Origin of the sequence: Agrococcus sediminis (assembly GCF_007923295.1) — a bacterium.
GTDB classification, from domain to species: Bacteria; Actinomycetota; Actinomycetes; order Actinomycetales; family Microbacteriaceae; genus Agrococcus; species Agrococcus sediminis.
This window is the reverse complement of sequence record NZ_VOIR01000011.1, coordinates 22,570-48,974: the sequence shown is the minus strand read 5'-3', so window position 1 is coordinate 48,974 and position 26,405 is coordinate 22,570. Positions and strand designations below refer to the sequence as shown.

Sequence of the window (26,405 nt, the reverse complement as noted above, 5' to 3'; positions counted from 1 at the left end):
TCCTCGAAGCCTTCGGGCTCGGTCGATCGGCCGCCGGGGTGGTCCGGGCGGCGGTGGGGTGTGGGGTCTAGTGCTGGTAGGTCTCGATGACGCTGCTGTCGTCGCGGCGCTCGAGGCCGGCGGATGCGGCGAGCAGGTAGCGCTCGCGGGCCGCGGCGAGCACCGGCACCTCGGCGCCGACGGTCGCGGCGGCGTCGGCCACGAGGCCGGAGTCCTTCACGAAGATGCCGATCGTGCTCGTGACGGGTGCGTCGGCGCCCTGCAGCATGCGCGGGCCGCGGTCGGCGAGCATCCAGCTGCCGGCGGCGCCGCCGCCGATGAGGTCGAGCACGTCGGCCTTGTCGAGGCCGAGCGCCTCGCCGAGCGCGAGCGCCTCGGCAGCGGCGACGATGTGCACCGAGCACAGGTGCTGGTTGACGACCTTGACCGACTGGCCCTGCCCGAGCTCGGCGCCGACGACGTGCACCGCGCCGAGCGGCGCGAGCAGGTCGGCGACCTCGGCGAGGTCTGCCTCGGCGCCGGAGGCGAAGATGATGAGCTCGCCCGTCGTTGCGCGGGCGACGCCGCCGGTGACCGGGGCGTCGACGACGCGGGCGCCCGCCGACGTGAGCGCCGCGCCTGCGCGACGCACCGCATCCGGCCCCACCGTCGACATGAGCACCCACGTGCGGTCGGCGACGACGGATGCGCCCGTCGCCTCGGCGACGAGGGCGTCGAGCTGGTCGGGAGTCGCCACCATCACGACGACGGGGCCCTCGGCCGGGGCGTCGGCGATGCTCGCGACGGCGTCGATGCCGGCCGCGACGGCGCGCTCGCGTGCCGCCTCGAACGGGTCGACGCCCGTGACGCGGAAGCCGGCGTCGGCGAGGCGCTGCGACATCGGGGTGCCGATGGCGCCGAGGCCGACGAAGACGGCGGGGGAGTGGGTGGTCACGCGGGGGCCTCCTCGGCGGTGTCGAGCGTGATGAGCGAGTGGATCTCGAAGTGGCGCCGGATCGCGTCGCGGGCCGCATCGGGGTCGTTCGCGGCGATCGCGTCGACGACCGGGTAGTGGATGGTGTCAGTCTCGGTGCGCCCGTCGGCGTCGGGCGTCTCGGCGGCGATCGCGCGGGCGCGGCGCTCGTGCATCGCCTGCTGCAGCGCGTAGGCGAGACCGGTGTGCACCATCGTGAAGACGGGGTTGTCGACGATGCGGAACAGGCCAGCGTGGAAGGCGAGGTCGGCCTCGGTCGCGGCGTCGTGGTCGCCGGCGGCGGTGCACGCGACCATCTCGTCGACGAGGGCGCGGAGGCGCTCGGCGTCGGCGGCGGTCGCGCGGCGGGCGGCCTGCACGGCGACGACCGTCTCGAGCATCTCGCGCGCCTCGGCGATCTCGGTCGAGTCGAGGAAGCCGAGTGCGCGCATCGTGGTGAAGTACGTGCGGATGACATCGGGGCCGGGCGCCTGCAGGTAGGTGCCGTGGCCCTGCCGGCGCGAGAGCACGCCGATGTACTCGAGCTGCGAGAGGCGCTCGCGGAGCGCGCCGCGGCTCACGTCGAGCCGGGCGCAGAGCTCGCGCTCGGGGATGAGGCGGCGGGAGCCGTCGGGCTCCGGATGCGAGAGGTCGATGAGCTGGATCGCGAACGCCTCGAGCGTGTCGTGCACGTCGCCTCCTCGCCGTCGAGCGGCCGCACCGATTGGTACGACCAATGTCGAGCACGCTACGGCACGCGCGCGCTCGCTGTCAACATTGGTCTGACCAATCTCCCTCCTCCGCTGGTCGAGCCGGTCGCCGCGCGGAGCGCGACGACCGAGTCGAGACCACCTCGAGCGGCTCGAATTGTCCCCCACCCAAGAATTCCCGCAAGAAGTCCCGATCCAGGCTTGCAATTCTCGCGCGCATCGGTATATCTTCATCACGCGAACTTCCATGCCCCGAGTCGAAAGGAGGAGCTCGCCATGTTCATCACGATCACTGCCGCTGCAGCCCTCCTTCCCGGTGGGGTCCGCTAGCGGCGAAGCGCACGGGCCGCTGGTCCGCGGAGCTCGTCGGCGTCACGCCGATGAGCGCGCGACTGGCCAGGCCACTGCAGGCATCTGAGCCCTGCGCTTCCTCCCGCCCCGTCGCCCGCTGATCGCGGCTGCCGCGCCGGCCACCTCTGTGGCCGCACTTTCGGCGCCGTGCACCGTCGCGCATCCGCAGCACCTTCGCGGTGCAATTCGGCGCGCACAATTCTCCGCAATTCACCTGCGATATCCCACGCCCATTCCGAGGGCGATATCGCCATGCCAGGAAGCAGAACACCATGTCGAACTCGATGCTCGCGATGCCGGCTCCGCGCCGGCTCGCACTGAGCGCATCGCGGCAGCTCGAGCGGTGGGCCATGCGGGCCCAGCACCGCGACCAGCGGCGGCGCGAGGCGATGGCCTACGAGCAGGCGCTCGAGGCCCGCGCCCAGCACCGCCTGGACGCACTCGCTCGCAACCTGCTGCGATGACCGCAGTCGAACGGGGCCGTCCCACACCGGGGCGGCCCCGTTCTCGTGCGCCCGAGGGTGCGCGGCGGCCGAGCGGAACTCGACTTCCCGGGCCGCCCGCCCGGGGTTACCGTTGGCCTCGTGGCACGTTCCGAGCATCCGCCGACCGAACCGTCGGAGATCATCGACGCCTCGGTCACCGCGAAGACCGAGCGGGCGCTGCACCGCTGGCTGCCGCCCGCCCGCATCGCGAACGCCGTGCGCGCCGCGCTCGCCGCCATGGCCGCGTGGCTGCTCGGCACGCAGCTGCCGGCCGACTTCGCCGAGTACGCCTACGCCGCGCCGCTCGGCGCCTTCATCGCGACCGGCACCACCGTGTTCACGATCGCCCGCACGGCGCTGCAGCAGGCCGTCGGGCTCGCGATCGGCGCGGCCGTGGGGCTCGCGATGCTGGCGGTCGACATCCACGGGCTGCTGAAGATCGGCATCATCGCCGTCATCGGCGTGTTGCTGCAGGGCGCGGGCGCGCTCGGCATCGGCGCCGGCGTCGTGCCGGTCGTCGCCGTGCTCGTCATCATCTTCGGCGGCGTCGACGCCGACGGGTACGCCGTCGCCTACGTGGGGCAGTTCTCGGTCGGCCTCGTCGTGGGCGTGATCGTGAACATGCTCGTGATGCCGCCCCTCTACGACCGCGAGGCGCGCGAGCGCATCCGCGGCGAGGTGCGACGGACCGCCGATCGCGTCGAGCAGCTCGCCGAGATGCTGCGCGGGGAGTGGCCGCCGAAGGACGAGTCGTGGGTCGACTGGGGGCTCGAGCTGCAGGGGAGCGTGGAGGAGCTGTCGCAGGAGGTGGTCGCCGCGCGCGAGAGCCGCGTGCTGAACGTGCGCTCGATGTGGCGGCACCACGACCTCGCCCGCGACGAGCGCAGCGTCGCGACGGTGCGCTCGGTGTCGCACCGCATGATCGACGTGCTCGACGCGATCGCGGCCGCCGCGTGGGAGTCGCCGCTCGAGGTCGAGATGGAGGACGACGAGCGGCGGCTGACGGCGCGGGCGATGGATGCGCTGGCCGAGCACCTGCGGGCATGGGCCGGCACCGGCGGGGCCGAGGAGGCGTCCGCAGCCTCGGGCGAGGCGATCGAACGGCTCTACCGGCGGATCATCGCCCACGACGAGCCGGAGTCGGGCATGGCCACGCTCGTCTTCGCGTTGCGCGCGATGCGCGAGCGCATCGACCGCGCGGCGGAGGCGGAGCGCGAGGAGGAGGCGGAGGCGGCTTCCTCCCCGCCCCGCTGATCGAGTAGCCCGGCGGAGCCGGCCCCCCCTTCCGCTGATCGAGTAGCCCGGCGGAGCCGGGCGTATCGAGATCACGCCCGCCGCCGCGTGCGCCGGTCCTCGTCTCGATACGCGCCCTTCGGGCGCTACTCGACGACCGGGGAGCCTCCCTCGTCTCGATACGCGCCCTTCGGGCGCTACTCGACGATCGGGGCGAGCCTCCGCTGGTCGAGCCGGGCTGCCGCCGAAGGCGGCCGCCCGAGTCGAGACCACTCCGCAGCCCGCGCGGCAGTGGTTTCGACTCGCTCTGCGCGCTCCGCGCGCGGAGCGGCACAACCAGCGGAAGCGGAGCGCCGCAGCGGCTCAACCAGCGGAGGAGGTCCGGCCCCGCATCGGCGCCACCAGCAGCCCGCGGTCCTCGCGCATCCAGATCTGGCCCGTCTCGCGGTGCTCGGCGCGCGTCGCGAACCGGTACCGGTAGACGCGGGCCCGCACCCACCTCGGGCGACGTCCGTCGAAGGGGTCGTCGGCGAGCAGCCGCAGCGTCGGCCGGTCGGCCTCGAGCAGGCGCAGGAGGAGCATCCGGAACCACGGCCCGTGCGACCCGAGCGCGAGGAACCACATCAGCCAGTCGAGCCGCAGGTGGTACGGCGCGAACCAGCCGGGCACGCGCCGCACATCGCCCGGCTTGCCCTTGAAGCCGTACTCGACCCACTCGTCGTCGGCCGGGGCATCCGCCATCGTCCCCTCGATGACGATCTCGTCGCGTCGCTTCGTGACGGTGCCGAACGCGCCGTAGGCGTTCGCGAGCCGCAGCCGGTTGAACGACGCGTTCATGAGCTGGCGGCGCGAGGCGAGGTTGCGCACCGACGGGATGCTGAGCCACAGGTACGCGACGAAGACGACGGCGACGAGGATGCTCCACCAGGCCGGCGTCGGCGCGTACGCGTCGTCAAGCGGCAGGCCGGGCAGCAGCCACCCGACCGCGCGGTCGTCGACCGCTGCGAAGGCGAGCACGATGGTGATCCAGTTGAGCCAGGCGAAGTTGCCGGTGAGCACGAGCCAGCCCTGGGTGAGGATCATCACCGCGGCAGCGCCGGTGGCGATCGCTGCGAACCCGAGCGATGCGCCGTCCGCGCCGCTCGGGCCGGCCACCGCATCCGTCACGATCGCCCCGAGCACGCCGACGAGCAGGAGCCACGGCGCGACCAGCTGCGCGACGTGGTTGACGACCACCTCGGTGCGGTGCCACCACGCGGGCGCGAGGTGCGCCCAGCGGCTGAGCGGTCCCGGCATCGGCTGCGTCTCGTGGTGGTACATGAGCGCCGTGAGGTCGCGCCACTCGCGGCCGCCGCGGATCTTGATCATGCCCGCGCCGAACTCGAGCCGGAAGACAAGCCAGACGATGAGCAGCAGGGCGAGCGTCGGGGGAGCGGTCGCGTTCGAGCCGAGGAAGGCGACGAGGAACCCCGCCTCGCACAGCAGCAGCTCCCACCCGAAGCCGTAGAACACCTGCCCGATGGGGAGGATCGAGAGGTAGACGATCCAGAGCGTCAGGAACGCGAGCATCGGCAGCCATGGCGGGCCGAGCTGCGGCAGGCCCGCGACCAGCGCGAAGGCGATCGCGATGGAGACGAGGCAGAGGATGCGCAGCATCCGGTCGGAGTAGTGCCACCGGAAGAGGCTGGGCTGGCCGTCGAGACCGCCCGCGGTGATGTAGCGCGGGGCGGGCAGGAGGCCCCGCTCGCCGAGCAGCGCCGGGAACTGCAGGAGCGTCGAGAGGAACGCGACTGCGAAGATCGCGGCCGTGCCGCGCTGGATCACCTGGCGGGCGAGCTCGGCGTGCGGGGCGTCGAGCCAGGTCGTGAGCGCTGCCCAGTCCATCGGTCGCTCCTCCCGCACCACATCGCGTCAGGCGGTGCAAGCGTGACGCGAAAAGCCGGGTGTAGCAAGCGCGGAGCGTGTTCCGTGTTGCGTACTCGCAACTACTCTAAAAAAGTTAGAGTAGGTACATGTCCGAGAACGAAGTGGATGTGGCGCTCGGCGCACCGATCGAGGAACGAGCTACCCGACTCGCTGAACTTCCGGAGGACCAGTGGTTCGACCGGAAGTCGGTCCGGATCGACCCGAAGACCCTCGCGAAAGCGCTCGTGGCCTTCGCGAACGCCGAGGGCGGAACGATAGTCATCGGTCTGAACGACGGCGAGGTAGAGGGCGTCAAGCGACACGCTTCGCATGTGAACGCACTACGACAGGCGTCGATCGACTTCACTGTGCCGCCTGTCCGCATGCATGCGGATCAGGTAGGCGTCCGGCGAGCTGACGGCTCTACGGATGCGCTGCTGCTCCTCCGCATACCGCCTAGCGAGGGCGTTCACGAGACCCATACCGGCGACTGCTACCTGCGTATTGGTGATGAGTCCCGAAAGCTGACTCAGACGCTGCGAACGCAACTCGAGTACGACCGAGGAGTGAGCGTCTACGACGGCACCCGAGTCGCGGGCTCCATTCAGCAGGACCTGGATCAGGCTGCCCTTTCCGCGTACCGTCAGGCTGCCCGCGCGCAGTCGACGTACCAGCGCCTCCTGCAAGCTCGCAGCCTCCTGACGCGCGAAGGCGAGCTGACGGTGGCCGCATGGCTGCTGTTCGCTGCGCTACCTCAGTCGACGATGCCGCACGCGCACGTGCGCGTCATGCAGTACGGCTCCATCGAGCGGGGCACCGGGTCGCGCCATTCTGTGATCTCCGGCAAGGACATACGTGTGGAGGGCAGGATCCCCGACGTCATCATGGAGGCGGCGCGGCTGGTCGACGAGTGGCTACCGAGCCGCGATGCGCTCTCTGCCGATGGACGATTCGAGCCGATCCCCATCGTGCCGCGAGACGCCTGGCTCGAGGGCATCGTGAACGCCGTGGTGCACCGCGCATACAGCATCGTCGGCGACCACGTGCGCGTCGAGATCTTTCCGAATCGGATCGAGATCGAGAGTCCCGGCCGCTTCCCAGGGCTGGTCGACCCGAAGAACCTGGACGGCATTTCTCGCTATGCGAGGAATCCGCGAATCGCTCGCGTCTGCGCTGATCTCAGCATCGGGCGAGAACTGGGTGAAGGCATACGCCGCATGGTTGATGAGATGCGGCTCGCAGGGTTGACCGACCCCGTCTTCACGCAGACTCAGGCGAGCGTGAAGCTGACGCTGGCCGCTGATGCCAGAATTCCGGCGGCGGTTGCGGACCGGCTGCCGAGAAACGCCGAGAGCGTGCTGAACGCACTGCGGAGGTCGCGACGCCCTCTTGGTACCGGCGAGGTTCAGGAGGCACTCGGGTGGGCACGACCGACCGTAGTTCGGCACTTGCGCGCGCTTCGGGACGAGGGGCTCGTCGCGTGGCGGGGACAGAGCGAAAAAGACCCTCGCGCCACCTGGGAGATTGCCTTCGATTGATGAGCGGTCGCGTTCAGCCCTCGTGCACGCCGATCTCGCGCAGCGCCGCGTGCGCCGCGTGCCAGCCGCTCATGCCGTGCACGCCGCCGCCGGGCGGGGTCGAAGACGAGCAGAGGAAGACGCGGCCGGGCATCGGCACGCGGTAGGGGTGCGCGAGCACGGGGCGGGCGAGCTGCTGCGTGCCGGCGAGCGTGCCGCCGCCGATCGAGCCGCCGACGAGGTTGGGGTTCCACAGTTCGAGCGCCGCCGGCGTCATCGGCCGCCGCTCGAGGATGCGGTCGCGGAAGCCCGGGGCGAAGCGCTCGATCTGCGCCTCGATGGCGGCGGATGCGTCGCCCGGCCAGCCGTGCGGCACATGGGCGTAGGCCCACAGCAGATGCTTCCCCGCGGGCGCGCGCTCGGGGTCGGCGGCGGTCGGCTGGGTCGCGAGCACGAACGGTCGCTCGGGCATGCGGCCGACGGCCACGGCGTGCTCGGCGTCGATGATCTCGGCGAAGGTGCCGCCGAGGTGCACGGTGCCGGCGCCGGCGACGCGCTCGTCCTCCCACGGCACCGGGCCGTCGAGCAGCAGGTCGAGCTTCGACACGGCCGGCCCGTACTTCCAGGTGCGGATGCGCGACGCATACGGCCCCTCGATGCGATCGCCCGCCATGCGCGCCAGCTGGTGCGGGGTCACGTCGAGCAGGATCAGGTCGGCCTGCGGCAGCTCGCGCAGGTCGGTCACGTCGACGCCGGTCTCGATGCGGGCCCCGGCCGCCTCGGCGACGCGACGCAGCGCATCCGCGATCGACTGCGACCCGCCCTTCGCGAACGGCCATCCGGCCGAGTGGCCGACGCCGCCGAACGCGACGCCGAAGGCGCTTGTCATCAGGTGGCCGAGCGGGAGCGTCGCGTGGGTGACGCTGCCCGCGAAGAGCGCCTGCGCGGCGCCGGAGCGGAACGCGGTGCGTGCGAGCAGCGTGGCCGGCCACGCGCCGCGCAGCCCGATGCGCGCGAGCAGCAGCGGGTCGTCGGGGATGCGCAGCAGCGGCCCCAGGATGGCCTCGGCCGTGCCTTCCGGGTCGTCGGTCGCCGGCTGGTGCATGCGCAGCCAGGCGCGGGCGTCGACGCCCAGCTCGCGGGCGGTGCGCTCGGCGTCCTGGTGCAGGATCGCGGCGCGGCCGCCCGGCAGCGGATGCGCCATCGGGTAGTCGGCGTGCACCCACTCGAGCCCGTGGTCGGTGAGGCCGAGCGCGCGGAACGCGGGGCTCGTGATGCCGAACGGGTGCCCCGAGGCGCCCGGGTCGATGATCGCCTGGTCGCCGAACGCGGCGATCGATGCGCTCGCACCGCCGACGTACGGCAGCCGCTCGAGCACCGTCACCTCGAGCCCTGCGCGCGCGAGCACGGCTGCGGCGGTCAGGCCGTTGGGCCCTGCGCCGACGACGACGGCGGTGGTCATGCGGCCTCCTGGCGGTCGGGTCGGCGGATGCGGGGCTCTGCCCGTACGTTCGCAAGCCTTGCGCGGGCAGGCTACGCGCACAACCTCCCCGCTCCCTCCGCCGCCCCCCTGGTCGAGCCCCCGCACCGCTGGTCGAGCCGACGGCCCTTCGGGCCGTCGAGTCGAGACCACTTCGCACCCCCATCCGCCACACTGTCCCCGTGCACCCGACGCCCGCCCCCGCATCCGCCCCACCAATGCCGCTCACGGCGTGGGTCGCGATCCTCGCGCCGCTCGTCGGCATCGCGCTCAAGCTCGCGTCGGCGGGCTGGCTCGCGGTGTTCCTCCTCTTCTGGAGCCCGCTGCTCGTCGCCGGCTACGTGGCGGTCGTGCTGGCCGCCGCGCGCGGCATGCTGCGTCGGCAGGGCGTGCTGCGGCGGCAGGAGCGGCGCTCGCGGGCGCGCATCTGGGCGTGGCTGACGTCGGTCGGCGTGGTGGTGCTCGGGCTCACCGCGATCGACGGCGGCGACACTCGCGAGTCGGTGCAGTCGACGCTCACGCTGCTGCTCGGCGCGCCGACGAGCCCGTCGCCGCTGCACGAGCTCTCGGCGGGCATCGGATGGGCCGCGCTGATCGCGTGGCTCGTCGGCTGGCTCGCGCTCATGGTCGAGTGGGCGGTCGCGGTGCAGGCGACGCGCAAGCCCGCGCCGCGCGTCGCGCCGCCCGTCGTCGAGTAGCGGGGCTGCGGCGGGTCAGCCCAGGAAGCGCTCCCGCACCGTCTCGCGGTTGATGCGCTGGATCTCGGCGATCTGTCCCTCGGCACGACGCTCGAGGTCGAGCAGCAGGGCGCGGTCGAAGCGGTCGTCGCTCTCGCTCAGCTCGAGCAGCGCCTCCCACATCGAGAGCTTCGCGCGCACGGCGCCGGTGAGGAAGTCGAGCTCGAACTGCGCCATCGAGCTGCGCCGCTGCCGCAGCAGGTTGACGGGGTTGATGCTGCCGGCCGCCTTGATGGCAAGCGTGAGGATGCGCTTCCAGCCGGCGGGCCGGAAGCCGAGGCGGTGGATGATCCGGGCCAGGTCGCGTCGATCCCGCGCGATCTCGTCGGCGAGGGCGAGCAGCGCCCGCTCGTGCGACGAGCCCTCGAACGTCCTGGCGGCCGCGTGGAACGCCTGCACGCCGCCCTCGCCGGCGAGCAGGTGCTCGTTGAGGTAGGCGGCGAGGTGCTCGTCGGACTCGGTGCGGCGGTCGGCCACGGCTGCCTCCTCGACTCGGTGGACTGGCGTCAGGCTCTCGCGTTGCGACCCTGCACACAAGATCGTAGGAGCAGGATGGATCGCATGACGCAGCACTACATCGCCGTGGCCACGTACACCGCCAAGCCTGACGCGACCGAGCAGGTCGCGCTGCTGCTGCCGCAGCTGGCCGCCGCCAGCCGCGCGGAGGAGGGCAACATCTCCTACTCGGTCGCCCGCGACCTCGAGCACCCGAACGTGTTCACGATCGTCGAGGTCTACCAGGACGCGGATGCGTTCACCGCGCACCGCGAGAGCGCCCACTTCGCGTCGATCGGCAAGATGCAGATCATCCCGCTGCTCGAGAGCCGCGTGGTCGTCGGGTACGAGGGCGACGGGGTCATCGCCTGACGGCGCCGATACCGTTGGAGCTGACGGTTACCGAGGAGGACACCTATGCCAGAGCTCGCGAACGGCAAGTACGTCTCGGGGGCCGACGCCGTGCGGCAGTGGTGGCCGGCCGCCCGTGAGGTGCTCATCGAGACCGCTAGCGAGTACGGCGGATGGATCACCTACCAGGACCTGAGCGACCGCATCCAGGCGCGGACGGGCATCACGACGAGTCAGCTGATGGCGCACTGGATCGGGCGGGTGCTCGGCGCCGTCGCGGCGGATGCAGAAACGCGCGGAGAGCCTCGACTCACGTCGGTGTGCGTCACGGCCGAGCGCCGCATCGGTGATGGCTATCCGGGTGTGCCCGCCGGCACCGATGAGCGCACGCGTGAGCGCGTTGCTGCCGAGGACCGCCTCGAGTGCTACCGCTTCTTCGGCGCGACAATGCCCGCCGACGGCGGGCAGCCGGTCGTGCTCGCGCCGCTTCCCGAGCGTCGCCCGCGCAGCCGCGCCACGCGCGCCAGCGCTCCGCGGGCGTCCGCCGCGCCGCGGCCGGCGATGCGTGAGACGACCTGCCCGAACTGCTTCATGGTCGTGCCTGCCGCCGCGACCTGCCGCGACTGCGGCGAGCCGCTCCCGGCTGGCGACTGACGAACCGCAATTCCACATGTTTCTCCCGTTTTACACGAAACGGGGTAGACTCGAGCCATGAACACCATCAGCCGCAGCGTCAGCACGGGAGATCTCGTCACCGGCTTCGCCGAGGTGGTCGGCCGGGTGAGCTATGGCAAGGAGCGCGTGGGCGTCACGCGCTACGGCAAGCTCGCGGCCGTGGTGATCAGTGTGGAGGACCTCGAGCTGCTCGAGCAGCTCGAGGATGCGCGTGACCTGGCCGAGTTCCGTGCCGCCAAGGCCGCCGACGACGGCTCCCGGATCTCGCTGGACGAGCTGGCAGCCGAGCTCGCTGAGTGACCCCCTACTCGGTCGAGTTCACGACCGCCGCAGCCCGCGAGCTCAAGAAGCTCGAGCCACGAGCAGCCAGGGACAAGATCCTCGAGAAGGTCCGCGCGCTCGCAGACGACCCGCGGCCCCCTGGCTGCCGCAAGATCGCCGGCGAGCAGCACGCCTGGCGCATCCGCGTCGGCGACTACCGGGTGCTCTACGAGGTCGACGACCGCGTGGTCACGGTGGCGGTCTTCCGCATCGCCCATCGGCGCGAGGTCTATTGACGACCGGAGGCCAACGGCGGTCAGCGCCCCGCCGCGCTCCGCCCCACCGCATCCACCACGGTCGCCACCGCCAACTCGAACCCGGCCGCAGCACGCCCCGCGTCGTCGCCCCGCGCCGCGGCGGCCCGCAGCTCCGGCACCTCGTGCCCCTCGATGCGCCACAGCGGCGACGGCGACGCCGCGTCGACGGCCGAGCCCAGCACGACCGCGTCGATCATCGCCGAGAACGCGACGCGCTCCTCCTCCGGCACCCCCGCATCCCGCAGGATCACGAAGAGCGCTTCGTAGATCTCGAGGGTGCGGGCGTCCTCCACCGGCGCCCCCACCAGCACCGGCACGACCGTCGGCACCTGGGCCGTCGCATCCCGGTACGACCGCATCCAGCGCGCGAGCCGGTCGAGCGGTGCGACCGTGGGGTCGAGCAGCGGTGCGAGGTCGACGCCGGCGTAGAGCTCCTCGCGCATGCGGTGCACGATCGCGAGGCGCCCGCCGGGCAGGTGGTGGTAGAGCGACGACGGGTGCACGCCCAGCACCTTGGCGATGCCGGGGATGGTGAAGTCGCCGTTCGCCGCCACCTGCCGCAGCGCGGCCCGCGCGATCGACCCGGGGGAGAGGATGTTGTGCTTCGGTCTGGCCATCGGTTCAGCGTGGCATCAGAAGACGATGACGCTGCGCCCCCGCGCGCCGGAGCGCATGAGGTCGAAGGCGTCGTTGACCTCGTCGAGCGAGCACCGGTTGGTGATGAGCTCGTCGATGGGCAGCTTGCCGTCGAGGTAGAGCCAGCCGAGCATCGGGAAGTCGCGCGCCGGTACCGTCGAGCCGTAGTTCGAGCCGAGCAGCGACTTGCCCTCCTCGGCGAGCGCGAGCGCGTCGATCGGCACGGGCCGGTCCTGCGGCGGGAGGCCGACGATCACGGCGGCGCCGCCGCGCTGGAGAGCCGCGGGCATGAGCGCGATGGTCTCCGGCCGGCCGATGGCCTCGAAGGCGACATCCACCCCGTCCGGCACGATCGACCGCACCTGCTCCGCGAGATCCGCCCCCGACGGCACCGTGTGCGTCGCGCCGAACTGGCGCGCGAGCTCGAGCGACTCGTCGGTGACGTCGGCGGCGATGATCGGGCTCGCGCCCGCGAGCTTCAGGCCCATGATGATGCTGAGGCCCACGCCGCCCGCGCCGATGACGAGCGCCGAGCGGCCGGGCTTCACCTCGGCGTCGTTGACGACCGCGCCGACGCCGGTGGCGATCGAGCAGCCGATGAGCGCGGCCACGTCGAACGGCAGCTCCTTCGGCACCCGCACGGCCGCCTGCTCGGCGACCACGACGCGCTCGCTCATCGAGCCGACCGCGAGGTACGGGTAGGCCACGGCGCCGTCGAGCTGCATCGGCGTCGAGCCGTCGGGCAGCAGGCACTCCTCCGAGCGGGAGCCCGTGCACACCCAGGTGCGGCCCTGGCGGCAGGCCGAGCACGTGCCGCAGGGGTAGAACCACGTCATGATCACGTGGTCGCCGGGCTCGAGCGAGCGCACGCCGGGGCCGACCGCCTCGACGACGCCCGCGCCCTCGTGGCCCATGATCGTCGGCTGCGGCATCTGCCAGTCGCCGTCGAGCACGTGCCGGTCGGAGCCGCAGACGCCCGAGGCGCCGATGCGCACGAGCACCTCGCCGCGCCCCGGCTCCCGCAGCTCGACGTCCCTGACCGTCAGGCGCGCATCCCCGTCGTAGACCGCCGCTCGCGTCGTCGCCATCAGCGCGCCCCCACCATGGCGCGGCCGCGGTGCAGCACGGCCGACAGGCCGAGATAGACGAGCGCGGCGACGATGGCGGCGGGCAGGGATGCGGTGATCACCGAGAAGACGGCCTGCGTCTCGAGCGTGATCGGGTTGTAGAGCCACAGGTAGAACGCGGCGCCGGCGACGAGCGCGATGATGCCGGCCCAGTTGATGCCCGCCGGGTAGGCGTAGAGCGTGCCCTGCTGGCCCAGGTGCATCTCGCGCAGGTCGATGCGCTGCTTGCGCAGCACGAAGTAGTCGGCGAGCGCGATGCCGCAGACCGCCGTGAGGAAGGCGCCCGAGACCGAGACGAAGATCATGAACTGCTCGTACATGAACTGCGGGAAGAAGGTCATGATCGCGGGGAGGATGAAGAAGGATGCGGTGAGCACCTTCCAGGGCACGCGGGCCAGGAGGCCGCCCGACGACTGCCGGATCGCGAGGATCGTCGAGTAGACGATCGACGACATCGACGTGATGTTGGCGAAGGCGATGAAGATGAGCACCGCGACGCCGAGCACGGCGCCGCCGAACGGCACCATCCAGACGGTCGGGTCGGAGTCGCCGAGCGTGAGCGCCGCGGCCATGCCGACGATCTGCGCGACGAGCGTGGCGATGAGGAGGCCGCCGTAGGCGGGCCAGACGGCCGCCTTGCGCGAGCGGGTCATGCGGGCGAGCGAGCCCATCACCGGGTACCAGGAGACGCCCACGCCGACGTTGAACTCGACGGCGACCATGAAGTTGAGCGTCGCGTCGTCGAACGGCGCGATGGGGGAGGCGGCGAAGAGCGCGTCCCACGAGGTGTTGATGACGAGGAAGACCATCATCACGATGGTGATCACGGCGAGCCCGGGCGCGATGATCGCGTTGAAGCGGCCGATCGTGACGGGGCCGCGGGAGAGCACCCACCAGGCGATCGCGATCGCGATGAGGCCGCCGATCGTGACGACCGGGCCGTACTGGCCGAGATCGGCGCCGGCCATGGTCGAGACGACCTGGCTCGTGGCGCGGCCGGCCATGACGGCGAGCAGCGACGACCAGCCCATCTCGGTGATGAGGATGACGGTGAAGACCAGCGCGCCGACGCCGACGACGCCGAAGGCGCCGCGCAGCAGCAGGTACTGCTCGCTGCCCCAGCGCTGCGAGGCGACGACCGAGGCGAGCACCATGAAGCACAGGCCGATCGCGTTGCCGATGATCATCGCGGCGATGCCGTCCTGGAAGCCGACGAGCAGCGCCGTGGAGCCGCCGACGAGGAACGCCCAGGTCGCGATCGCGAGGGCGGTGTTGACCCAGGTGAAGTCGAGCGCGCTCCAGGTGCGCTCCTTCTTCAGCAGCGGGAACGTGCCGAAGACGTGCTCGCTCGAGAGCATCGGGTCGGCCGCCAGGGCCTTCCGCTCGCTCACAGGACGACGACCAGCAGGCCGAGCGCGATGGCGCCCAGCGTCACGCCGACGTAGGCGACGACCTCGCGCGCCGTGAGCGGCAGCCGCGACGCATCCTCGTACTCCTCGTGCTCGATGAGCTCGATGCGGCGCTCGAGCTCGGCGGCGATCGCCGAGTCGGTGCCGCGGGCGCGCAGCGCCTCCTGGAAGTCGGTGGCGGGCGCCTGGGGCGCGTCGGGCCGGGGTGACGTCATGGCTGGCTCCTTCGCCGAGCTCGGGGTCGTGATCGCGGATCGCTAAACCAAAACCAGTTGGGTTTAGCGTCATGATGCGGCACGCTGGTGCTGCTCGTCAACAGCGGATGCCTCGATCGCGTCGAGCAGGGAGGATGGGCTCATGAGCGCCCAGGCAAGCCGCACCGTCGCCGTCGCGCAGGCGGCGGCCGTCGTCGACGACGTGGATCGCAACCTCGAGACGCTGTCTGGGCTCGTCGCCGAGGCCGCGGCGCGGGGCGCCGACGTGGTCGTGACGCCCGAGCTCTTCGCCACCGGCTATGCACCCGATCGCGCGTGGAAGCATGACGGCGAGGCTGTGCGCGCGGCGCTCGCGGAGGTCGCGGGGCGGTATCGGGTGGCGCTGGTGGGCTCGAGCGTCGACTCTGTTGACGGCTCGCACCGAATTGCCGCCTCGATGTTCGACGCCGACGGCGGCGAGCTGCAGCGCGTGCACAAGCGCCATCTCTTCGGGCCGGTCGAACAGCAGTGGATGACGCCCGCCGCGGACTACGGCTCGGTCGTGGGGTGGCAGGGCCTCGAGTGGGGCGTCGGCATCTGCTACGACGTGGAGTTCCCCGAGTTCGCGCGTGCTCTGGCTGTTGCCGGCGCCGACGTGCTGCTCGTGCCGACGGCGGTGCCGACGGTGGAGGAGGGCATCGCCGGGTTGGGCGAGGCGTGGCACTACTCGGCGACGCAGACGTCGACGCTGCAGGTGCCGGCGCGCGCGCTCGAGAACGGCGTGGTCGTCGCCTACGCGAACCACTGCGGGCCGGGGTTCACGGGCCGCTCGTGCATCGCGACGCCGTTCGGGCGGAATGCGGTGCTGCTCGGCGATGAGCCGGGGCTGGGGGTGCTCGAAGTGCCGCCGGAGGCGCTGGAGCGGGCGCGGGCGCTGAACACGTACTTGCGGGACGTCTGAGCCCGAGCGCGGTCACCGCCGCGCGGCATGACGGGCGGGCGCCGGGTGTGCACCCGACGCCCGCCCGCTTGGTCGCGCTACTGCTGCGACAGCGTCCACGCGCCGTCGGCCATGACGGTCACGACTGACGGGCCGGCGCTCAGCGGCACCGTGCCCGAGTACGAGCCGATCTCGTTGACGAGCAGCCCCATCGAGAACATGGAGTCGTTGTGCTCCATGACGATGAAGTTGCCCTGCCCGTCGTGCGTGATTGCGAGCGCGCCGGCGTCCCCGGCATAGAGGAAGACACCATCCCCGGAGCCGCTCGGGGCCAGCTCGGGCGCGTCGGCCAGCGGCGCGATGGTGAGGCTCCACGCGCCATCCGCGGTCACCTGCAGGCGAGCACCCTCGCCGAAGGCGTTGAGCCCGAACGCGGTCTGGCCCGAGTACGCGCCGATCGTGTTGACGAGCAGCTCGCCGGTCGACTCGTTGTTCGCGTCGAGCACTTGCACGATGAAGTTCGCCGACCCGTTGTGCGATGCGGTGACGAAGCCGGCGCTCGCAGGCAGCTCGATGAGCGTGTCGCCCGAGCCCTCCTGCATGAGCGGCTCGAACGTGCCGAACGTGTCGCTCGCCCAGTCGCCCGCGCCAGCAGGTTCCTCGACCGGCTCCGCCTCCGGTGCAGCCTCATCGGTGGCCTCGGGCACGGCGTTCACCGGCTCGACTTCGGTCTCCTCCTCGACCGCCACGGGCTGCGTGACACCGGGAGCGGCATCCGTCACCCGCCCGGCGGTGGCCGCGCCGTTGATCGCGCCGAAGACCATGCTGAGCACGACCCAGATCGCTGAGACGATCCAGGCCACCTTCTTGTGCTGGTCGTAGCCGGCGAGCGGGCGGCGCTGCTTGTCGGTCTGGTTGCCGGTGAGGGTGATGATCAGGTCGACCAGCCACCAGATGCCGAAGCCGCCGACGGTGAGCAGCTTTGCGATGCCGGTGCCGATCTTGCCGAGGTAGAACCGGTCGGCGCCGAGCACGCCGATGATCAGCGAGAGCAGCCACGTGACGAGGAAGCTCTTCTGCGGCGGCTGGAACGCGGAGCCGAACTGCGGGGCGCCGCCGTACTGCGGTGCTCCGTTGTACTGCGGGGCGGATGCGGTGCCCGGCGCGGGCGCGTAGCCCGTCGGAGGGACGTGCGGGGCAGGCTGCTGCGGCGAAGCGCCGTAGCCCTGCGGGGGGAGGGAGGTGGACATGGTGTCTCTCTCGTGACAAGGGTGAACCCGCCGGCCAGGGCAGTCGGTGGGAGAGATGGGCGTCGATGCTGAGGACATCTCGGCTTGTGACGAAAGCTAGAGGGGGGCACTGACATGGTGTGACCGGAGGGGTTGAGCCCTCTTAAGGGCGCGCGGATCACTGCCCGCACGACCCTTGGTGCTAGCGCGCCAGCGCTCACCGCTCTCGCCCTGCACCCGGCCCGGGGTTCGAACGCGACGAGCGCCGTTTCGGGCCCCCGCAACGGGAGGGGCCGCCTGTGCTTAACGCAGCGACTCGTAGAAGCCGCGCACGCGATCAGCCATCGTGCGCCGCCGCAGTTCGAGAAACTCCAAGTACCGGTCGGCCCCGAACTCGGCTAGTTCTAGAGGCACGGCGTTGGCGCGGAAGTTGTGGTCGAGTTGCTCACGAGATCTGATCGCCCCGATGTCGGGCGTTTCGGTTTCGAGTTGAGCGACCACCCGCTCCATGTAGGCCGAAGGGGAGAGTTCGCCGATCCGTATGTTCACCGGTGTCTCGGTGACCACATAGTTTGCAACCTGGTTGAGGAGTGTCCGATCGTTGATTCCGCTGGATGTCAGGTAAGCCTTCGGAAATAGGTGGTGGATATCACCCTGGCCAGTATCGCCCAACATGCTTGCGACCGACACGCTATCCGATAGGAATCCGGTGCTGCCGTCGCGGATCTGCGCGGCGAGAAAAGCCGTGAAAAATGGGCTTCGAGTGCTCGACGTCTGCATATTAAGCGGCATCGCTTCGGTCCAGAAACCGTCGCTGAGCTCACTGCGTTCGATGGAATCCAGGTGCGCCTCTGCGCCGATCTCGTCAATGCGGCGCAAGTCCAACTCCCACTGCGTCTCGAACGAGCCTGAGGACCGTCCTGTGAGCATGGACATGACGAACCATCTGCGCACGATGCTCTGGATTGTGGGATGCGGGAGCCGATCTCGGCGAAGAATAAGGTAAAGCGCGTAGGCAAAGTTCACAGCGTTGGTCGAGGTGAGCAGTCCTGCCGAGGTGTAGCCAGCGGAGGCGAGCACCATGCGGAAGTGCTTGAAGTCGTGCTCATTCGAGAACGCAGTGAGGGCGGCATCCAGCCGGTCGAACGATTCGTCGGCAAGCCCGGTGCGAACCTTCTTCGTCGCAGGGTCGGTTCCCGAGAGGGCACTGACGACCGCGGACATCCGACCCCGATGGAATCCGACGAGACCGGCGACCCTGAGGATGTCCTGGTACTTCGGGTCGTACAGGTCGCTCGAGTCGCTCCGAAGCCACGCGATTCGGCGAAACTCTGGACTCGCGGCGAACTCCGGGTCGTTACTCTCGAGGAGATCGGCCGCGGCCGGGGCTTCAGCGAGATGGCTGAAATAGTCGATCTGCTTACGAAGGCGCGATCCGCGCTCGCCGTACGAAGCTATGCGGCTCATCGCAAAATCCGCCGGCGTGAGTCTGGCCCCGCTCGAGTTGATGCGGACGAAAATCTCTGAGACTGTCTCGATGTCGAGCGCGGCGTCCAGATTGATGACCCCGACCTGACGGTTCTTGACCTCCAGAAGGCGTGCGATCCGGGCGATCGTGAGGTTCTGGTCTACGCCGGGGTTCGCCGCAAGATACTCCGGCACGAGCGTGAGCGGTGCCGTGGGGGACATCATCTCGGCGACGTCTTTGATCCAGGCGGGATCATTCCGCATCACAGGGGTGAAAGTCTCGAAACGCTCCTCAAGCGGATTGAAGGCTATCTGCATTCGGCGCCGTGCGTAGTTCTTATCGACGACCGGAAGCCCGACAAGTGCGGTGGTCAAGGCTGTCACACGCTGCTGCCCGTCGATCAGGATCTGTCTCGCGACGGGACTGCTCCCGTCCTTGAGCCGGACGTCGTGGGTGTTCCAGGTGATGAGGAAGCCGACCGGGTATCCGCGGTAGAGAGAGTCGATGAGATCGCGAACCTTTGTCGAGTTCCATACGAATGGTCGCTGGATCTCAGGGATCGCGACCTGTCCACCTTGCACCCAGCTGAGGATCGTGTTGATCGAATGCTGTGTAACGGTGTGCGTCATCGGGGTCCTTCGTCCGGCAATGCAGGTCAATAACTCTTCGAGAGTACGTCATTAGCATGAAGGCCTTCCGGCTAGCGCGTTGGGCCATCAGACGCCCGGTCTCGCTGCCCGAATCCGTCTTGCGCGCCGCAACGAAGACACCTCGGTTCGTGGTCGTAGCCGCACTCAGCTCTCCAGGAGAGCCTTCGCGCGATCGAGTTGCGCTGCCACCTGCTGACCTCGGCGCTTGACGCGAAAGGTCGAAAGCATCGCGCTCTCCATATCCGAGGCACTAGCGCTCTTTGCCAAGTAACGAACCACGTTGGCGATCTCAAGCGGGCTGACGTCCGGGAGAGGGCGATCAACCCCAGGGGGTGTGGGACGGTACCCGCTCCACGCCTCACGGTTTAGTGTGCTCGGCCACACAAAGCTGTCAGCGTCCACTGCGACGCCACTCTGCTTGACCTGGTGCTCGAGCTGCCGTTCGCGATCACGATGGAGACGCCGCACGCCGAACGAACGCGCGACGAGCCAGACGAGCCGCCGCAGCGAGGTGGGACCTTCGAACTCGACGATCTCGCCGATGACCGCGCGTACCGCTTCCTTCGACGCTCGATGCCGCAGTGAGTCGAGAACGCTGGGGTCTCCGACTTCCACTACGGCCCACGGCTCGTAAGGCAGTGGTTCACCACCGCCCGTCAAGATTGTGTCCGCAGCCGCCGCAGCGTCTTGGCTGGATGCAGGCGAGACCGCGAACCGGGGTGCTGGTCCGGGCCGCGCCGGATGGGTCAGTTCGTCGGAGTCGCCGGTGACGTCAAGTCGAATCGGAGTGGTTACGCGGTCGACGGTCGCCGGTTCGACGTCGCATCCACCCCACCATCGGTCTCGCTGCAGCGCCAGCACGTCGGCTCCATGCGTATCGCCGAGTGTGTCGAGAAGTCGAACTCCATAGTCGAGCGCTCGCCAGGTTTCCTTCACATCGAACTCGCGTCCGCGCGCCCAGCCGTTCCTGACCACGCGCAACTCTCCGGCGAGCCTTGACGCGTTTCGTTCGCGGGGTATCCGAGGTTGCCTAGCCGCTCCGTCATCAGTCGGAGCTGAGACTGCAGATCCATGGCGTCGTGGCGCAGGTGCTTGCGTCCTTTGAGCGCGTCGAGCTGCTCAAGCAGCGCAGTCCACGGCAAGCCTCCGAGCTAATCCGCCAGCCCAGCGGCGAGGAGAGGGTCGAGCCTCTGGCGCAGCGCATCCAACGCGGAGCCGACCGCGCTCCTGCCATCTGTCATTTCAGTCCTCGCCTCTCGTCATGCCGATAGTTGCAGCGAGACTGTCGCGGGCGTCTCTGACACGCGAACTGAGCATTGATCGGAGTCGATGTCGAGTGCTCGCTAGCATGTCAATGGCGAACCGGGAGCCTTCCATGAAGCAGATCGACAATCTCAACGAGAAGTTGGGCGATGACCTGCGCGCCACGCTGCAGCCCGGGTCGAAGGTAAGCATCGCCGCGGCCACCTTCTCCATCTTCGCCTTCGAGGCGTTGCGAGCAGAACTGGAGTCGGTCGACGAACTCCGCTTCCTCTTCACCGCTCCCTCATTCGCTTCGGATGCCAGCCTCGCGGGCTTGTCCAAGCAACGTCGCGAGTTCTTCGTTCCTTCATCGCGGCGAGGGCAAGAATCCGTGGTTGCCTCCGATTTGGAGATCCGGCTCAGGAACAAGCTCACGCAGCGTGCCATCGCGCGCGAGTGCGCAGCGTGGATACGCAAGAAGGCGGTCTTCCGGGCGAACGCATCCGGGCGACCGATGCTCGGGTCAATCGCCATCGACGATGACTTCTACTATCCGGTGCAGGGCTTCACCACCGCCGACCTGGGCTTCGAGCCAGGTGAATCGCTCATGCCCATCTCGACGAAGTTCGAAGGTGTCGATGAGTCGCGGCAGTTCTTGGAGAGCTTCAACGCCGTGTGGCGTGATCCTGAGGCGCTCGAGGACGTGACGGCCGCGGTCACCGAGCACATCGAGTCCGCCTACCGTGAGAACTCGCCGGAACGCATCTACTTCCTCATTCTCGCCCATCTGTTCTCGGAGTTCCTCGACGAGGTGAGCGAGGACGTGCTGCCGAACGAGCGGACTGGGTTCCTCGACACTCAGATATGGCAGAGCCTCTACGCATTCCAACGTGACGCCGCCCGCGGTGCGATCAACAAGCTGGAGTCGTTCAACGGCTGCATTCTCGCCGATAGCGTCGGTCTCGGTAAGACGTTCACAGCGCTTGCCGTAATCAAGTACTACGAGCTGCGGAACAAGTCGGTCCTGGTCCTCGCGCCGAAGAAGCTTGCCGACAACTGGACGAACTACAACAAGAACCTCGTGACGAACGAGTTCGCGTCCGACCGTTTCAACTACGACGTGCTGGCTCACACCGACCTGTCGCGAACGCGGGGCGAGTCGATGGGCATTCCGCTCGATCGTGTGAACTGGGGTAACTACGACCTCGTCGTCATCGACGAGTCGCACAACTTCCGCAACGCGGTGACCAGCGGCGAGGGAGAGTCGCGATATGAGCGGCTGATGCGAATGGTGATGCGCGCCGGCGTGCAGACGAAGGTCCTGATGCTGTCGGCGACGCCGGTGAACAACGACTTCAACGACCTCAAGCACCAACTTGCACTCGCGTACGAGGGCGACGCGACGAGCTTCGCGCGCCGGCTGGATCTCTCTACGTCGGTCGAGCAGGTGTTCCGCGACGCGCAAGCGGTGTTCAACGAGTGGTCGCGCCTGCAAAGCTCTGAGCGGACGGCAGACGCGTTGCTCGGCAAGCTCGACTTCGAATTCTTCGAGCTGCTGGACGCGGTGACGATCGCGCGCTCGCGTAAGCACATCACCTCCTTCTACGACACCGCGGAGATCGGCACGTTCCCGGAGCGGCTCCGCCCGATCGCGATCCGACCACCGCTCACCGATGTTCCGAGCGTCCCTTCGTTTGACGCACTCTACGAGCAACTTGCCGGTCTGACGTTGGCCGTCTACACCCCGTTGCAGTACGTGCTCGCCAGCAGGGCGAGCAGGTACGCAGAGGAGTACGGGGTCGTGCCGAAAGGCATGCAAGCAGCGGAGGACCAGTCGGAGCTCGCCGCTCGCTGGGTCGCGGGGCGCCAGCAGGGCATCCACAGGCTCATGACGGTGAACCTGCTCAAGCGCCTTGAGAGCTCTGTGCAGGCCTTCCGGATGACGCTGGAGCGCCTCGCGGACACGGTCGAGGCGACGATCGACGCGGTGCAGCACGGCCGAGCGACGATCGATGATCTCGGCGCGCCGCTGGCCGGCGCAGAGGCGGACGACGACGAGCTCGAGGCCGGGGCAGCGATCGGCGACAAGGTCCGCATACGCCTCGATGACCTCGACTCGGAGAGCTTCCTCCGAGACCTGACGAGTGACCGGGACATCGTCCGCGGGCTGCTGAGGAGTCTCGAACCGGTTACACCCGATCGGGACGTGAAGCTTCGAGAGCTCATGCGCCTCATAGACGAGAAGCGCGAGCGCCCCATCAACGACGGCAATCGCAAGGTGCTGATCTTCACCGCATTCGCGGACACGGCGAAGTACCTCTACGAGTGCATCAAGGATGCGGTCCCGCGCGAGAGCCACGCGGCGCTCATCACGGGCCAGGGCAATCCCTCGACCACGCTTGGGTCGCCGCTCGGACTGCAGGAGGTGCTCACGCTCTTCTCGCCTCGGTCAAAGAAGCGCGACCTGGTGATGCCCGATGAGTCGAGAGAGATCGAGATCCTCATCGGCACCGACTGCATCAGCGAGGGACAGAACCTCCAGGACTGCGACTACCTGATCAACTACGACATCCACTGGAATCCTGTGCGCATCGTGCAGCGCTTCGGCCGCATCGACCGCATCGGTTCCACGAACGCGCAGGTGCAGCTCGTCAACTTCTGGCCCGACATCTCGCTCGACGAGTACATCAACCTCAAGGAGCGCGTCGAGAACCGCATGGTCATCGCCGACCTCGCAGGAGCGGCGGACGACAACCTGCTGAGCGACGAGCACAGCGACGCGGAGTACCGCCGCGAGCAGCTGCGAAAGCTCCAGGACGAGGTGATCGAGCTCGAGGATGCGAAGGCGGGCGTCTCCATCGTCGATCTCGGCCTGAACGACTTCCGCATGGATCTGCTGGAGTCAACCAAGCGGTACGGCGACCTCACGACCGCGCCACGAGGGCTGCACGCCGTCGTGCCCAGCGACCGCGCGACCGGTCTCGAGCCGGGCGTGATCTTCGTGCTGCTGGACCGCAACGTCCAGACAGCCGGCGACCGAGGGAATCGTCTCCACCCGCATTACCTCGTCTACGTGCGGGACGACGGCACGATCCGGGTCGACCACACCCAGGTGAAGGAAGTGCTGGACATGCTGCGGGCGGCGAGCGCGGGACGGGACGAGCCCGTGCCTGAGGCGTACCGGCCCTTCAACCGCGCCACCGACGATGGCGTCGACATGACGGCCTACTCGGCGCTGCTCGCCGAGGCGATCGGCTCGATGACGTCGAGGACCGACGAGCTCGACATCGAGAGCCTCTTCAGCGCGGGGCCGACGTCGGCGCTGACCCAGGATATCGGCGGGCTCGATGACTTCGAGCTGATCGCCTTCCTCGCCATCGTCGACCCCGAAGGGGCGTCGGAGTGACGGAGGCCGCCCTCTTCCGGTGGCCGCAGAGCGCGAAGTTCCAGCGCAGGATGCCGAAGGCGCAGCTCGAACGGCTCGCCGACCTACAGCCACGCGTGCGTCGGAGCCTGACGGACGATGTGCGAGAGGCGAGCTGGGCGTACAAGCTGTCGCCCACGACGACGGGCGTTCCGGCCGGCGCTCGCATCGCCGAGATCCAGGTCATCGAACTCGGCCTGAAGGGTCGGTTCGTTCCTGAGGCTCTCATCGATGCGCTGGACTCCGCGATCGCGCATCCGGTGATCTTCGAGCTGCGCGCCGGGGACTCCGCGATGGGTGAAGTCCTCGTGCTCGGCGCGACGAAGACCGTCTCTGAGAAGGGCGCTCTCGCACACGGCCCGTATCATCGCTCGGGGTGGATCGATGGAACGAGAGACCGTCGGCCGCTCCCTGTCGCACCGACGCTCGACGCGCTGCACGACCTGCTGCTGGCACCGCTCCTCGGCACGGAACGACGCGCATCCGAGAGCGTCGAGGCGGCGGAGCGACGGCTTCGAGCAGCGGCAGCGCTCGATCGTGTGATCGCCGCACTGGAACGGAAGATGCGGTCCGAGCCGCAGCTCAACAGGAAGCTCGAGCTTCGGCGCGAGCTGCGAAGCAAGCAAGAGGAACGGGAGTTGCTGAGGTGACCGTGGAAAAGATGCGGATGACGTCGCCCGACCTGACACAGGTGAACGTCGAGAAGCTGCTGGAACTGTTCCCGAGCGTCGCGACGGAGACGATTCGGGAAGACGGCACCGTCGCCATGTCGATCGACTTCGACCTGCTGCGCCAGGAGCTATCGGACGTCGTGGTCGACGGGCCGGAGGAGCGGTATCAGCTCGATTGGCCTGGGAAGCGGGCGGCGGCGTTCGCCGCCAACACGCCGATCGCGAAGACGCTGCGGCCAGAAGCCGACGAGTCGGTGGACTTCGACTCGACCAGGAACCTCTTCATCGAGGGCGACAACCTCGATGCGCTCAAGCTCCTGCAGGAGTCGTACCTCGGCAAGGTCAAGCTCATCTACATCGACCCGCCGTACAACACGGGCAACGACTTCGTGTACCGAGACGACTTCGCGCAGTCGACTGCGGAGTACCTCGCAGGCTCGGGACAGATCGACGAGGAGGGAAACCGGTTCAGGGCGAACCTCGAAACGAACGGACGGTTCCACTCCGACTGGCTGAGCATGATGTACCCGCGGCTGAAGCTGGCTCGCAACCTCCTGACGCAGGACGGTGCCATCTTCATGTCGATCGACGACGCCGAGCTCGACAACCTGCTGCGCATCGGCAAGGAAATCTTCGGCGAGGCGAACTTCATCGGCACCATGGTGTGGGCCGCGGGGCGGAAGAACGACTCCAAGTTCATCTCAGCGTCGCACGAGTACATCGTGTGCTTCGCGCGCAACAAGGCGGCGCTGAAAGAGGCTGGTGTCACGTGGAAGGTGAAGAAGAAGGGCCTGGCGGAGATCTACGCGGAAGCGGCACGGATCCGCAAAACATCGCGGGACGACTTCGCCGCCGCGAGCAAGGCCCTGAAGGCGTGGTTCTCGTCGCTTCCCGATTCGGCGGAGGCAAAGCGTCACAAGCATTACTCGAACATCGATGCGCGAGGGGTGTACTTCGCAGACAACATCTCTTGGCCAGGCGGCGGCGGGCCGAGGTACGACGTACTCCACCCGGTTACGCGCAAGCCTGTCAAGGTTCCGTCGCGCGGCTGGCTGTTCCAGTCCGCAGCGATGGAGCGACACGTTGCCGACGACCGAGTGGGATTCGGCGCGGACGAGCTCAGCGTGCCAACGTTCAAGCGCTACCTGCACGACACCGAGAGTGAAGTCTCCTACAGCGTCTTCTACCAGGACGGTCGCGCCGCGTCGAAGCGCTTGCGCACGCTGATGAACGGACAGGTGTTCGACTTCCCGAAGGATGAGACGGTCCTGCAGACACTGATCGCGATGACCACCGACGGAGACGACATCGTCCTGGACTTGTTCGCGGGCTCTGGCTCTACGGCGCATGCGGTGCTGGCGCAGAACGCGCAGGACGGTCATGCGCGTCGGTTCATCATGGTGCAGCTCGATGAGACGCCAGCGCCCGATTCGGAGGCATCGAAGCAGGGGTACTCGACCATCGCGGCTGTGGCCCGTGAGCGCATCAAGAGGGCGGCGAATGTGATCGCGACGAGCACGGCGAAGGCTGCCTCGCTCGATGCGGGGTATCGGGCGCTCCGGGTCGACACGACAAACATGCGGGATGTCCTACGAGACGCAGCCAGCTTGGAGCAGCTGGATCTGGGCGCGCTCGAGGAAAACGTCAAGGACGACCGCAGCGGACACGACCTGCTGTTTCAGGTGCTCCTGGACTGGGGTCTCGACCTCTCGCTGGGGGTCGAGGAACTGAACATCGAAGGTCGCATCGCCTATTCCGTGGACGATGGCGCACTGATCGCATGCTTCGAGCGCAACGTCGATGTCGCCACGGCACGGGCGATCGCCAGGCAGGAGCCGCTCCGTGCGGTGTTCCTCGACTCCGCCTTCAGCACCGACTCGCCGCGCATCAACGTCGGCCAGATCTTCGCCGAGCTCTCGCCCTCTACCGATCTCCGGGTGCTCTGA

Annotated in this window: 24 protein-coding genes; 12 read left to right on the top strand and 12 right to left on the bottom strand. The window is 68.8% G+C overall.

The features are described from left to right. Positions 1 to 67: 67 nt before the first annotated feature. Both FQ330_RS00675 and FQ330_RS00670 read right to left on the bottom strand, forming a co-directional pair. Complete coding sequence (locus FQ330_RS00675; protein ID WP_146354383.1) at positions 68 to 934, bottom strand: NAD(P)-dependent oxidoreductase; 867 nt, start codon at positions 932 to 934, stop codon at positions 68 to 70. Next, complete coding sequence (locus FQ330_RS00670) at positions 931 to 1,644, bottom strand: FadR/GntR family transcriptional regulator (RefSeq protein ID WP_225792617.1); 714 nt, start codon at positions 1,642 to 1,644, stop codon at positions 931 to 933. Before FQ330_RS00670 ends, FQ330_RS00675 begins: the two co-directional genes overlap by 4 nt. A 641-nt stretch (positions 1,645 to 2,285) precedes the next feature. On the opposite strand from FQ330_RS00670, the gene FQ330_RS00665 reads away from it, so the two are divergent. Then, the gene (locus tag FQ330_RS00665) at positions 2,286 to 2,477 is read left to right on the top strand and encodes a hypothetical protein (protein WP_146354379.1); all 192 of its coding nucleotides are present in this window, start codon (positions 2,286 to 2,288) and stop codon (positions 2,475 to 2,477) included. A 120-nt stretch (positions 2,478 to 2,597) separates the two neighbouring features. Further along, complete coding sequence (locus FQ330_RS00660; protein WP_146354377.1) at positions 2,598 to 3,752, top strand: FUSC family protein; 1,155 nt, start codon at positions 2,598 to 2,600, stop codon at positions 3,750 to 3,752. A 342-nt stretch (positions 3,753 to 4,094) separates the two neighbouring features. Here the strand turns inward: FQ330_RS00660 and FQ330_RS00655 are convergent, their stop codons facing one another. Further along, positions 4,095 to 5,615, bottom strand: coding sequence for a lipase maturation factor family protein (locus tag FQ330_RS00655; protein ID WP_146354375.1), 1,521 nt, complete (start codon positions 5,613 to 5,615; stop codon positions 4,095 to 4,097). A gap of 128 nt (positions 5,616 to 5,743) precedes the next feature. Here FQ330_RS00655 and FQ330_RS00650 point away from each other — a divergent pair, with 128 nt between their 5' ends. Continuing rightward, the gene (locus FQ330_RS00650; protein WP_146354373.1) at positions 5,744 to 7,174 is read left to right on the top strand and encodes an ATP-binding protein; all 1,431 of its coding nucleotides are present in this window, start codon (positions 5,744 to 5,746) and stop codon (positions 7,172 to 7,174) included. A 13-nt stretch (positions 7,175 to 7,187) separates the two neighbouring features. Here the strand turns inward: FQ330_RS00650 and FQ330_RS00645 are convergent, their stop codons facing one another. Beyond that, positions 7,188 to 8,615, bottom strand: a complete 1,428-nt coding sequence (locus FQ330_RS00645; protein ID WP_146354371.1) for a phytoene desaturase family protein — start codon at positions 8,613 to 8,615, stop codon at positions 7,188 to 7,190. 200 nt (positions 8,616 to 8,815) lie between these two features. On the opposite strand from FQ330_RS00645, the gene FQ330_RS00640 reads away from it, so the two are divergent. Further along, the gene (locus tag FQ330_RS00640) at positions 8,816 to 9,331 is read left to right on the top strand and encodes a hypothetical protein (RefSeq protein ID WP_146354369.1); all 516 of its coding nucleotides are present in this window, start codon (positions 8,816 to 8,818) and stop codon (positions 9,329 to 9,331) included. A 15-nt stretch (positions 9,332 to 9,346) separates the two neighbouring features. Here FQ330_RS00640 and FQ330_RS00635 read toward each other — a convergent pair whose 3' ends face one another. Further along, positions 9,347 to 9,847 (bottom strand): hypothetical protein, encoded by a 501-nt coding sequence (locus tag FQ330_RS00635; RefSeq protein ID WP_146354367.1) that lies wholly within the window; start codon positions 9,845 to 9,847, stop codon positions 9,347 to 9,349. A gap of 84 nt (positions 9,848 to 9,931) precedes the next feature. Between FQ330_RS00635 and FQ330_RS00630 the strand changes: the two genes are divergently transcribed. From FQ330_RS00630 to FQ330_RS00615, 4 genes are read left to right on the top strand one after another with little or no spacing between them, the layout of a single operon-like run. Then, complete coding sequence (locus FQ330_RS00630; RefSeq protein ID WP_225792616.1) at positions 9,932 to 10,237, top strand: putative quinol monooxygenase; 306 nt, start codon at positions 9,932 to 9,934, stop codon at positions 10,235 to 10,237. Positions 10,238 to 10,282: 45 nt separating this feature from the next. Next, entirely contained in the window at positions 10,283 to 10,870 is a 588-nt protein-coding gene (locus tag FQ330_RS00625) for a hypothetical protein (protein WP_146354363.1), read from the top strand. 57 nt (positions 10,871 to 10,927) lie between these two features. After that, complete coding sequence (locus FQ330_RS00620) at positions 10,928 to 11,191, top strand: type II toxin-antitoxin system prevent-host-death family antitoxin (protein ID WP_146354361.1); 264 nt, start codon at positions 10,928 to 10,930, stop codon at positions 11,189 to 11,191. Then, positions 11,188 to 11,448: a type II toxin-antitoxin system RelE family toxin gene (locus tag FQ330_RS00615; protein WP_146354359.1), complete on the top strand. Its 261-nt coding sequence runs from the start codon at positions 11,188 to 11,190 to the stop codon at positions 11,446 to 11,448. Before FQ330_RS00620 ends, FQ330_RS00615 begins: the two co-directional genes overlap by 4 nt. Positions 11,449 to 11,468: 20 nt before the next feature. Here FQ330_RS00615 and FQ330_RS00610 read toward each other — a convergent pair whose 3' ends face one another. Genes FQ330_RS00610 through FQ330_RS00595 form a run of 4 tightly spaced genes read right to left on the bottom strand, consistent with a single transcriptional unit; the run spans position 11,469 to position 14,856 of the window. After that, positions 11,469 to 12,086: a TetR/AcrR family transcriptional regulator gene (locus FQ330_RS00610; protein ID WP_146354357.1), complete on the bottom strand. Its 618-nt coding sequence runs from the start codon at positions 12,084 to 12,086 to the stop codon at positions 11,469 to 11,471. Positions 12,087 to 12,101: 15 nt separating this feature from the next. Then, a complete protein-coding gene (locus FQ330_RS00605) occupies positions 12,102 to 13,193 on the bottom strand; it encodes an alcohol dehydrogenase catalytic domain-containing protein (protein WP_146354355.1) in 1,092 nt (363 codons plus the stop codon). Further along, positions 13,193 to 14,623 carry a purine-cytosine permease family protein gene (locus tag FQ330_RS00600; RefSeq protein WP_225792615.1) on the bottom strand — a complete coding sequence of 477 codons (1,431 nt, stop codon included), beginning with the start codon at positions 14,621 to 14,623 and terminating at the stop codon, positions 13,193 to 13,195. Before FQ330_RS00600 ends, FQ330_RS00605 begins: the two co-directional genes overlap by 1 nt. Beyond that, on the bottom strand, positions 14,620 to 14,856 hold the full coding sequence (locus tag FQ330_RS00595; protein WP_128188913.1) for a hypothetical protein: 237 nt from the start codon (positions 14,854 to 14,856) through the stop codon (positions 14,620 to 14,622). The genes FQ330_RS00600 and FQ330_RS00595 overlap by 4 nt, the downstream gene beginning before the upstream one ends. Positions 14,857 to 14,998: 142 nt before the next feature. On the opposite strand from FQ330_RS00595, the gene FQ330_RS00590 reads away from it, so the two are divergent. Further along, complete coding sequence (locus FQ330_RS00590) at positions 14,999 to 15,796, top strand: nitrilase-related carbon-nitrogen hydrolase (RefSeq protein ID WP_146354353.1); 798 nt, start codon at positions 14,999 to 15,001, stop codon at positions 15,794 to 15,796. Positions 15,797 to 15,873: 77 nt separating this feature from the next. On the opposite strand, the gene FQ330_RS00585 is transcribed toward FQ330_RS00590, so the two are convergent. From FQ330_RS00585 to FQ330_RS00575, 3 genes are all read right to left on the bottom strand, one after another. Further along, complete coding sequence (locus FQ330_RS00585; RefSeq protein ID WP_146354351.1) at positions 15,874 to 17,025, bottom strand: NINE protein; 1,152 nt, start codon at positions 17,023 to 17,025, stop codon at positions 15,874 to 15,876. 282 nt (positions 17,026 to 17,307) lie between these two features. After that, positions 17,308 to 19,101, bottom strand: coding sequence for a GmrSD restriction endonuclease domain-containing protein (locus FQ330_RS00580; RefSeq protein ID WP_146354349.1), 1,794 nt, complete (start codon positions 19,099 to 19,101; stop codon positions 17,308 to 17,310). Between the two features lie 165 nt (positions 19,102 to 19,266). Continuing rightward, the gene (locus FQ330_RS00575) at positions 19,267 to 20,097 is read right to left on the bottom strand and encodes a hypothetical protein (RefSeq protein WP_146354347.1); all 831 of its coding nucleotides are present in this window, start codon (positions 20,095 to 20,097) and stop codon (positions 19,267 to 19,269) included. 400 nt (positions 20,098 to 20,497) lie between these two features. Here FQ330_RS00575 and FQ330_RS00570 point away from each other — a divergent pair, with 400 nt between their 5' ends. From FQ330_RS00570 to FQ330_RS00560, 3 genes are read left to right on the top strand one after another with little or no spacing between them, the layout of a single operon-like run. Next, entirely contained in the window at positions 20,498 to 23,770 is a 3,273-nt protein-coding gene (locus FQ330_RS00570) for a helicase-related protein (RefSeq protein ID WP_146354345.1), read from the top strand. Beyond that, positions 23,767 to 24,438 (top strand): DUF4391 domain-containing protein, encoded by a 672-nt coding sequence (locus FQ330_RS00565; protein WP_146354343.1) that lies wholly within the window; start codon positions 23,767 to 23,769, stop codon positions 24,436 to 24,438. Before FQ330_RS00570 ends, FQ330_RS00565 begins: the two co-directional genes overlap by 4 nt. A 17-nt stretch (positions 24,439 to 24,455) precedes the next feature. After that, the gene (locus FQ330_RS00560) at positions 24,456 to 26,405 is read left to right on the top strand and encodes a site-specific DNA-methyltransferase (RefSeq protein ID WP_225792614.1); all 1,950 of its coding nucleotides are present in this window, start codon (positions 24,456 to 24,458) and stop codon (positions 26,403 to 26,405) included.

What these genes read in the sequence shown, in the direction of transcription:
- FQ330_RS00610 (WP_146354357.1), bottom strand. Translation starts at nt 12,086, where the DNA reads ATGGCCAGACCGAAGCACAACATCCTCTCCCCCGGGTCGATCGCGCGG.
- FQ330_RS00560 (WP_225792614.1), top strand. Translation starts at nt 24,456, where the DNA reads ATGACGTCGCCCGACCTGACACAGGTGAACGTCGAGAAGCTGCTGGAA.
- FQ330_RS00620 (WP_146354361.1), top strand. Translation starts at nt 10,928, where the DNA reads ATGAACACCATCAGCCGCAGCGTCAGCACGGGAGATCTCGTCACCGGC.
- FQ330_RS00595 (WP_128188913.1), bottom strand. Translation starts at nt 14,856, where the DNA reads ATGACGTCACCCCGGCCCGACGCGCCCCAGGCGCCCGCCACCGACTTC.
- FQ330_RS00585 (WP_146354351.1), bottom strand. Translation starts at nt 17,025, where the DNA reads ATGTCCACCTCCCTCCCCCCGCAGGGCTACGGCGCTTCGCCGCAGCAG.
- FQ330_RS00590 (WP_146354353.1), top strand. Translation starts at nt 14,999, where the DNA reads ATGAGCGCCCAGGCAAGCCGCACCGTCGCCGTCGCGCAGGCGGCGGCC.
- FQ330_RS00630 (WP_225792616.1), top strand. Translation starts at nt 9,932, where the DNA reads ATGACGCAGCACTACATCGCCGTGGCCACGTACACCGCCAAGCCTGAC.
- FQ330_RS00605 (WP_146354355.1), bottom strand. Translation starts at nt 13,193, where the DNA reads ATGGCGACGACGCGAGCGGCGGTCTACGACGGGGATGCGCGCCTGACG.
- FQ330_RS00645 (WP_146354371.1), bottom strand. Translation starts at nt 8,615, where the DNA reads ATGACCACCGCCGTCGTCGTCGGCGCAGGGCCCAACGGCCTGACCGCC.
- FQ330_RS00580 (WP_146354349.1), bottom strand. Translation starts at nt 19,101, where the DNA reads ATGACGCACACCGTTACACAGCATTCGATCAACACGATCCTCAGCTGG.
- FQ330_RS00650 (WP_146354373.1), top strand. Translation starts at nt 5,744, where the DNA reads ATGTCCGAGAACGAAGTGGATGTGGCGCTCGGCGCACCGATCGAGGAA.
- FQ330_RS00655 (WP_146354375.1), bottom strand. Translation starts at nt 5,615, where the DNA reads ATGGACTGGGCAGCGCTCACGACCTGGCTCGACGCCCCGCACGCCGAG.
- FQ330_RS00625 (WP_146354363.1), top strand. Translation starts at nt 10,283, where the DNA reads ATGCCAGAGCTCGCGAACGGCAAGTACGTCTCGGGGGCCGACGCCGTG.
- FQ330_RS00665 (WP_146354379.1), top strand. Translation starts at nt 2,286, where the DNA reads ATGTCGAACTCGATGCTCGCGATGCCGGCTCCGCGCCGGCTCGCACTG.
- FQ330_RS00570 (WP_146354345.1), top strand. Translation starts at nt 20,498, where the DNA reads ATGAAGCAGATCGACAATCTCAACGAGAAGTTGGGCGATGACCTGCGC.